At 44.6% G+C, this 8,235-nt stretch carries 5 protein-coding genes; 2 read left to right on the top strand and 3 right to left on the bottom strand.

Features of this window, described 5'->3' with window-relative positions; all coding sequences use genetic code 11:
• Window positions 1–344: 344 nt before the first annotated feature.
• Together KB186_RS28065 and gyrA are read right to left on the bottom strand one after the other, a co-directional pair.
• Window positions 345–1,436, bottom strand: a complete 1,092-nt coding sequence (locus KB186_RS28065; RefSeq protein ID WP_173612568.1) for an HD-GYP domain-containing protein — start codon at window positions 1,434–1,436, stop codon at window positions 345–347.
• A gap of 165 nt (window positions 1,437–1,601) precedes the next feature.
• Window positions 1,602–4,145: a DNA gyrase subunit A gene (gene gyrA, locus KB186_RS28060; RefSeq protein ID WP_232774833.1), complete on the bottom strand. Its 2,544-nt coding sequence runs from the start codon at window positions 4,143–4,145 to the stop codon at window positions 1,602–1,604.
• A gap of 562 nt (window positions 4,146–4,707) precedes the next feature.
• On the opposite strand from gyrA, the gene KB186_RS28055 reads away from it, so the two are divergent.
• Complete coding sequence (locus tag KB186_RS28055; RefSeq protein WP_173612570.1) at window positions 4,708–5,397, top strand: response regulator transcription factor; 690 nt, start codon at window positions 4,708–4,710, stop codon at window positions 5,395–5,397.
• Entirely contained in the window at window positions 5,394–6,758 is a 1,365-nt protein-coding gene (locus KB186_RS28050; RefSeq protein ID WP_173612571.1) for a sensor histidine kinase, read from the top strand. Before KB186_RS28055 ends, KB186_RS28050 begins: the two co-directional genes overlap by 4 nt.
• A gap of 61 nt (window positions 6,759–6,819) precedes the next feature.
• Here the strand turns inward: KB186_RS28050 and KB186_RS28045 are convergent, their stop codons facing one another.
• Complete coding sequence (locus tag KB186_RS28045) at window positions 6,820–8,094, bottom strand: MFS transporter (RefSeq protein WP_173612572.1); 1,275 nt, start codon at window positions 8,092–8,094, stop codon at window positions 6,820–6,822.
• Window positions 8,095–8,235 lie beyond the last annotated feature (141 nt).

Here is an 8,235-nt window from a genome sequence, read left to right as displayed (position 1 = left end):
ATTTAATGATAGACTCATTAACGCTTTCGCTGTTCAGTTTTCAAAGAGCATTTTTCGTCCGTCTCTCTCGAGGCGACTTTTCTATCTTATCATACCGCCTAGGATTTTGCAAGATGTTTTTTTAAAAAATCTTGTTCCGCTTGATGGCGACAATTCAATACTTTATCAAACAATGCTCAAGAAGTAAATAGCCTAATTGACTTTTCTTCTTGAAGTGTTGCTCCAATCGAAGCCACAAGGAGTATCTTATCACGTATTTTTAAACAACACAAGAGGTTTTTATAATAAAATTAAATTACTTTAAAACATATTAAAAAAAGAGGCGAATCACTCGCCTCTCTTCTTTATTGTTCCATTACTCTCACAATAGATAAATGTCGCGCTTCGACTAAGTTTACGATTTTCCCACCTGTTTCAACCATTGGTCTCGTTGGATGATTACGATCTGTAAATACGATCTTCCCAATCGTTCCATCACTTAATTCAACTAATGTTCCTACAGCGAATTGAGTGATCCCCTCCACAAATGTCCGAACAATGGTAGGATCAAGTTTCCCGAAGCTATCCTGTACTAATTGCTCCACGACTTGATAGGGAGACAACGCCTTTTGGTGCACACGGTCCGAGCTCATTGCATGATACACATCGGCCACAGCGACAATTTTACTGTATAAATGTAGTTTAGATCCAGGCAAACCTAGCGGATAGCCTGAACCATCTTCCCGCTCATGATGTTGCAAAGCCGCTAATGCTACACCTTCACTTAAACCGTGGGATGCCTTAATAATTTGGTAGCCATAAACGGTATGCTTTTTCATCTCTTCGAATTCGTCTGGCGTAAGCTTCCCTGGTTTTTGCAATATCCGCCGATCAATTTTCGTTTTTCCTATATCGAGCAATGTACCCGCCAATGCGACCTGCATCCATTCTTTTTCTGGTACCTTGACCCATTTTGCAATCATATAAGAAATCATCCCAACCGCTACGGCATGCTCATAAGCATAGCTATCCATCTTTGCAAAGCGCCGAAGGGAGAGGAGAACTTGGGGTTGCTGCTGAAACTCCGTAATGATCGGCGTAACAACTTCTCTGACTTCCATAACGGGTATGTTATTGCCACCTTGTACGCGGGTCATCAAATTTTTTAGTGTAGACACTGCTCTATCAAATGACTCCTGAAACACAGGTTTAGCTTGAGTAAACTTATCAGAAGCTTCTGGCGCCTCTACCTTAGTTGTAGGAGATTCCCCTTGGTCAGTCGAAGCCCCTCCCGAATCTTCTACTTGTACCTGCTTGATCATGAACGCTTCTAAGAATTGCACTTCTCTTTCATAGAGAGGGGTTCCTTTTGCAAAAAGAATGCCTCCCAATGCTGTAAATACGTCTTCAGCCAATTTCGCTCCAAGAGTCAGTTGTTTCACTTCCACATTGGGCAACCTGCTCACCACCCGATCCAACTTGTTAATGATATAGTATCCATTTCCCAATTTTACTTCAAACCCAAACCATTTGCAGGAAAAAAGCACTGGCCAGGACAAACTTTCTGCACTTACACGAAAAAACGCCCCACATTATGCGGGACGCTTTCGTCGCGATTTTCTTTATTCCTCTGTCGGTTCGGTAGACTCGGTAGGTTCGGTAGGCTCGGTTGCTTCGACAGTCTCTCCGTCTTGCATATCTTCGATTCCCTCTTCCACATCTTCATCTGACATGTCCTCTTCCTCAGTCGGAGGACATTTGGCGACTGATCCCACTTGCTCATTTTCAGACAAACGGATCAGTTTCACACCTTGCGTGTAACGCCCCATCACAGAAATACCTTTCATTTCTGTACGAATGATGATGCCGGAAGTGGTAATAATCATCAGATCTTCTTCAGGTTCAACGACTTTCAGCCCGACGACCGGACCGCTTCGATCCGTAACATTGTGAGTCTTAATTCCTTTACCGCCACGAGATTGAATGCGGTATTCATCGACAGGAGTCCGTTTTCCGTAACCATTCGCCGTTACAATGAGCACTTCTGCATTTGGTTTGATAACGTCCATATCGATGACATCATCATCGTCGTCAAGGGTAATCCCCTTCACACCGGTGGCGTTACGTCCCATCGTGCGTACGTCTCCCTCATTGAAACGGACGGACATGCCTTTGTGAGTACCCATAATGATTTCTTGTTGGCCATCCGTCAGACGAACACCAATCAACTCATCATCGTCGCGCAGGTTAACCGCAATTAGTCCGCCTTTGCGAATATTTTCATAGGACTCAAGCGTGGTTTTCTTAATAATCCCCTTCTTGGTCGCAAAGAACAGGTAATGTTCTTGATCAAACTCCTTCACAGGGATTACCGCACTCACCCGTTCCCCTTTTTCAATCTGAATGAGATTGATGATTGGGGTACCTTTCGCTGTCCGGCTCAGGTCAGGAATCTCGAATCCTTTTAGGCGATACACCTTCCCTTTGCTCGTGAAGAACATGATGTAATCATGCGAGTTGGTAATGTACAGATGCTCGACAAAATCGTCATCCTTGGTTCCCAACCCCTGCACGCCACGTCCACCACGTTTTTGCGAACGATAGGTGGAAACAGGCAGACGCTTGATATATCCGTCATGCGTCAGGGTGATGACCACATCTTCCTCTGGGATCAAATCTGCATCTTCGATATGATTCTCATCGAATGTAATTTCCGTGCGTCTTGCATCGCCAAACTTCTCTTTGATCTCACCCAGCTCTTCCCGGATGATCGCGTAGATTTTGCCTTCGTCCGCAAGAATAGCACGCAGTTCTGCGATTTTTACCATGAGCTCTTGGTATTCGTTCTCGATTTTTTCTCGTTCCAAACCAGTCAGGCGTTGCAGACGCATATCAAGAATGGCCTGTGCCTGCTCGTAGGACAAGGAGTAATTTTCCATGAGTCCTGTGCGAGCTTCTTCCGTGGTTTGAGAAGAACGAATCAAGCTGATAATCTCGTCAATATGATCCAATGCAATGCGCAAGCCTTCCAAGATATGAGCACGGGCTTCTGCTTGCTTGAGATCGTATTCGGTCCTTCTGCGGATAATGACACGTTGGTGCTCCAAATAGTAATAGAGCATGTCACGCAGATTCAATACACGCGGACGACTGTCAACGAGTGCCAGCATATTCACACCAAATGTAGACTGCATTTGGGTATGCTTAAACAGATTGTTCAATACAACCTTTGGAATGACGTCACGGCGCAATTCCATGACGATACGCATTCCTTTGCGGTCAGACTCGTCACGAAGGTCGGTAATGCCTTCGATTTTTTTCTCACGCACTAGCTCCGCGATTTTTTCCACGAGTCTAGCCTTGTTCACCTGATAAGGGATCTCTGTTACGATGATGCGCGGTTTGCCTTTTCCATCCTCTTCAATCTGGGTTTTGGCGCGCATAATAATGGAACCACGACCTGTTTCATAGGCACGGCGAATACCACTGTAACCGAGAATCTCCCCTGCTGTAGGGAAGTCAGGTCCCTTGATAATCTTCATCAAATCTTGAATCGTAATATCCGGATTGTCGATCATGGCAATGACACCATCAATAACTTCCGTCAAGTTATGCGGCGGAATATTGGTAGCCATACCTACAGCAATCCCTGATGCACCATTTAAAAGCAGGTTCGGGAAACGAGAAGGCAATACAACCGGCTCTTCTTTGCGTCCGTCGTAGTTAGGAATGAAATCGACCGTTTCTTTATCAATATCGCGCAAGAGCTCCAGCGCGAGCTTGGAAAAACGCGACTCCGTATAACGCATCGCCGCTGCCGGGTCGCCGTCTACAGAACCGAAGTTCCCTTGCCCTTCAACCAGCATGTAGCGCATGTTAAAATCTTGGGCCATACGTACCATCGCTTCATAGATGGAAGAGTCACCATGCGGATGGTAGTTCGCCATTACTTCCCCGACAACGTTTGCCGATTTACGGAACGGCTTGTCAGGAGTAAGGCCCATATCGTGCATGGCATACAAAATACGCCTGTGTACAGGCTTCAAACCATCGCGAACGTCAGGCAAAGCCCGACTGACGATAACGCTCATCGCATAGCTAATGAACGATTCTCTCATTTCGTGGCTAATATCGACTTTTGGAAACCGAGCAGTTTCTTCTGCCATAAAGGGTAAACCTCCAACTGGTTATCACAATACTTCATTATACCATACAGAGAGAGGAGACGTCCAAAAAAACCAGTTGAATCAATCTATTTCCCCAATATTTCCCTCGGAATTTGGTCGTACACTCACGCATTTCATATTACCCCTAAATATTCCAGCTTTGTTTCACGCTGGGTCATTACACAAAACAAAAAAAGGCCCCTTTATTCTGGCGCCTAGAAGTTCATGTTTTTTTACATGTATTTATCATCATCTTTACAGCTTCACGACCATTTCCAATTCAGAGGAGCGAATCATTGTCTTTGTATCGATTAACAACCCGAACGTAATCGCGATCATCTGTACTAGTTTTCTCATGGTGTATCCCTCCGTTTATTGAATGTACTTTGATTTTACAGGGAATAGACATGTAGTCCTATCGATTTGGGTTTCAACTTCCTTACACTATTGTAAGGATCGTAGGCAAGTATGGGAAAAGTATGGGAAATGCCTACAACAACTACTTAAGTCCGTTTGAAGATGTACAATATAGTGAGAATCTACAGGTTCGCGGAGGAAACCTATGAAGACCTTTCACATTGCTATCGTAGACGATGACCTCAATATTCGTCAGATCATCGCAGCCTATCTGCAAAAGGAAGGCTATGTTACAACTGCCGTTGAATCAGCCGAAGAGGCTATTACATTAGAGCAAGAGAATCCCCCCGATCTATGGGTATTGGACATTATGTTGCCAGGTATGAATGGCTATGAGTTTTGCCGACGTATTCGAGCTGGCTCAGAAACGCCTATTATCATGGTTTCTGCTCGCGACGAAGAAGTAGACAAAATTCTTGGACTAGAGCTAGGAAGCGACGATTATCTCACCAAACCTTTTAGCCCTCGTGAATTAGTGGCACGTGTGAATCGGGCACTCCAGCGTTGGAAACAGATGAAATCCCATACGGAAGAAACCGCTAACAGCACTCTGGTATTAGATAAGGAAAAACGTCTCGTATATTCTTTTGGGGAGGAAGTTGAGGTGACCTCGAAAGAGTTTCAGGTGCTCAGCCTTTTATCGGAGCATCCGAATCGGGCTTTTTCCCGTGATGAACTGCTCTCTCTTATATGGGGTTATGATTATTTTGGAAGTGATCGAGTGGTTGATGATCTCATTCGTCGTATCCGAAAAAAGCTGGACAAGCTCCCTCTCGAAACGGTTTGGGGCTTTGGGTATCGCCTGCGAACTTCGGAAGGAACGAAGGATGAATGAGTATCCAATTTCGCATTACGTTGATGTTCGCCCTTCTTCTCTGTCTTGTCATGGGGGTATCCGCTGTTCTGATTAATTCGTTTTTACTGGATAATTTAATTGAGCAGCAAAAGAATGAATTAAACCTAAAAGGTCGATTCTGGATTGAAAAAATGAACGAATCGAATGTAAAGATTGAAACAGAGGGAGTCGCAGAACTCGAAAAGCTTCTCGTCTCCAATCGCAAGGTAGAAGTTTTAGTCTTGGGCAAAAAGAAAAAAGTGCTCTACACATCCCTGCCTTCTTCCAATTTGAATGAGTGGATGGATGCTCTTGAGCGTAAAGCGGAGAAAAGGCAAAATCGAAACATATGGATGGTCGGAAGCGATGATTACGTGGTCGTTAACTTGCCTTTTAAAAACGACGAAAAGCAAAGACTGATTCTAGCCTCTCCTGTACGTGGACTAAAAGACATTCGTATGGAGATGACGAATAACATATTACTGATCGTCTTGATTGGAGCTGTATCTACCATTTTGCTAAGCTTTTTTATTACACGTAGTATGGTGAAGCCACTCCATAAATTGACGAGAGAAATAAAGAAGGTTCAAGCACGACGTTTTTCCGAGGTCCAACTCATTCCTGCACGCGGTGAAATTGCTGAGGTCTCGAATAGTGTTTACTCCATGGCACAGGAACTCGATCGTTTTCATGAAATCCAGCGGCAATTTTTACAGAATGCTTCCCACGAGCTAAAAACCCCTCTCATGTCTATTCAAGGATATGCTGAGGGAATTCGCGATGGTGTTTTTGTTGATGCTGCTGCTGAAAAAGGTTTTGATGTCATCGTAGAGGAAACCAATCGATTAAAGCATATTGTGACTGAAATTATATTGTTGGCCAAACTTGAGGGCGAAGAGAATTTGTTCGATCCCTCATGGCATTCCGCTACTGACCTGGTGACTCGGGCCATTGAGCGCTTACACCCTTTGCAGCTCCAGCACAATGTAACGATTTCAGTACTTCCGACTAAAACCAATGACGTCGTGTACGTCGATGAAGGAAAGTTTCTTCAAGCCTTGTTGAATATCATTGGAAATGCTTTACGCCATGCCAAGAATCAGATCACGATTGAAATCAAATCAGGCAAACGTCAACTCCAAATAGAAGTACAAGATGATGGAGAGGGCATCGCGGAAGAACTTCTCCCTCATTTATTTCATCGTTTTGTGAAAGGAAAAAACGGTGATGTCGGACTGGGGCTAGCTATTTCTCGAGCAATTATCGAACGTTCGCACGGCTATCTCCAAGCAGAAAATGGTCCACTCCACGGCGCCGTTTTCCGCATCAACCTCCCCTTGTATCCGCAGCCTGAAAACTAACGAACACCCGAGTGATCTAGTGTCTACTCGGGTGTTTTTCTTTCCATCTATAATTTTACCGCTACATGTTCCCGGAAATTTTCGCCGCGAGCGCGTTCCTTCCAATCCGCATAACCATGACAGAAGCTATCAAGCAAAATATTCCAGCAATGATAAACATGATGAAGTAACTATTCAACATGGAATAAATGACTCCTCCACCGTAGGCAGCCACAGCAGCACCTAATTGATGTGCGGCCAATATCCACCCAAACAAAATTCCTGATTGTTGTTTTCCAAAAATATCGGTTGTCAACTTAAGTGTTGGAGGAACCGTGGCTACCCAATCTAAGCCATAGAAGACAATGAATAAGCCCAAAGTAAACGTAGAAGAGGATAGCGCTGCAGGAAGCAGCATTAACGAAAATCCCCGTAAACCGTAATACCAAAACAAGAGCCAACGATTGTTAAAACGGTCCGATAGCCAACCAGACAATGTTGTTCCAATAATATCAAAGATACCTATGAGGGCGAGTAAACTTGCAGCCGTTACCGCTGGAATGCCGTACTCCATACAAGCAGCTATAAAATGAGTACCGATTAAACCATTTGTAGAGAGACCGCAAATAAAAAAGCTGCCAGCCAACAACCAGAAATCAAAGGAACGAGACCCTTTTACTAAACCATCAATTGCTGCACGAAAAGGGTTTTGCTTGGTATCCTCTATTTCTTGATCAACTTCCGTCGCACCAAATGCCTGAAGTCCCTTATCACTTGGTCGGTCACGCATCAAGATAGCCACAATCGGAACCAAAATCAGAGCCGCTATTGCAATCACCCACGATGGCGTACGCCAGCCATCTGATTCAGCCAAGCTTGCAAGAAGAGGGAGAAATACCAGCTGTCCTGTTGCACCACTCGCTGTTAATATCCCCATAACCAATCCTCGTTGCTTCACAAACCAGCGATTTGCAATCATCGCTCCCAATACGGAGGCCGTGCATCCTGATCCGAGCCCAACAACCACTCCCCATAGTATCGTCAATTGCCAGGAGGCCTGCATCCAAGTCGTGAGGGAGGAACCCAATGCTAACAAGATAAGAGCAATGATCGTAATACGCCTTATGCCGAATCGATCCATGACTGCTGCTGCAAATGGGCCCACTAATCCGTATAGCAATAGATTAATCGACAGCGCTATGGAGATAGAAGAGCGACTCCAACCAAATTCTTGTTCAACAGGAACCATAAAAACACCAGGAGCTGAGCGAATTCCAGCGCCAACCAAGAGGATAAAAAAGGTGACACCTGCAATGATCCAGGCATAGTGGAGCCGACTCGAAGAAGCTTGTTCCATAATGGCATGACTCCTTTTTCGAAATGATAGACGTCAGAAATTTCAGTTTTAAAGAAGTACAAAAAAACCATCCAAGCTGGATGGCTTCTTTTATTCCCTGAAAACTGGATCTGCATGATTGCTAAGTGTGTGGATAAGTCC

It is taken from the genome of Brevibacillus sp. AF8 (genome assembly GCF_021270385.1).
Lineage (GTDB): Bacteria > Bacillota > Bacilli > Brevibacillales > Brevibacillaceae > Brevibacillus.
This window is presented reverse-complemented; position numbering and strand designations above follow the sequence as displayed.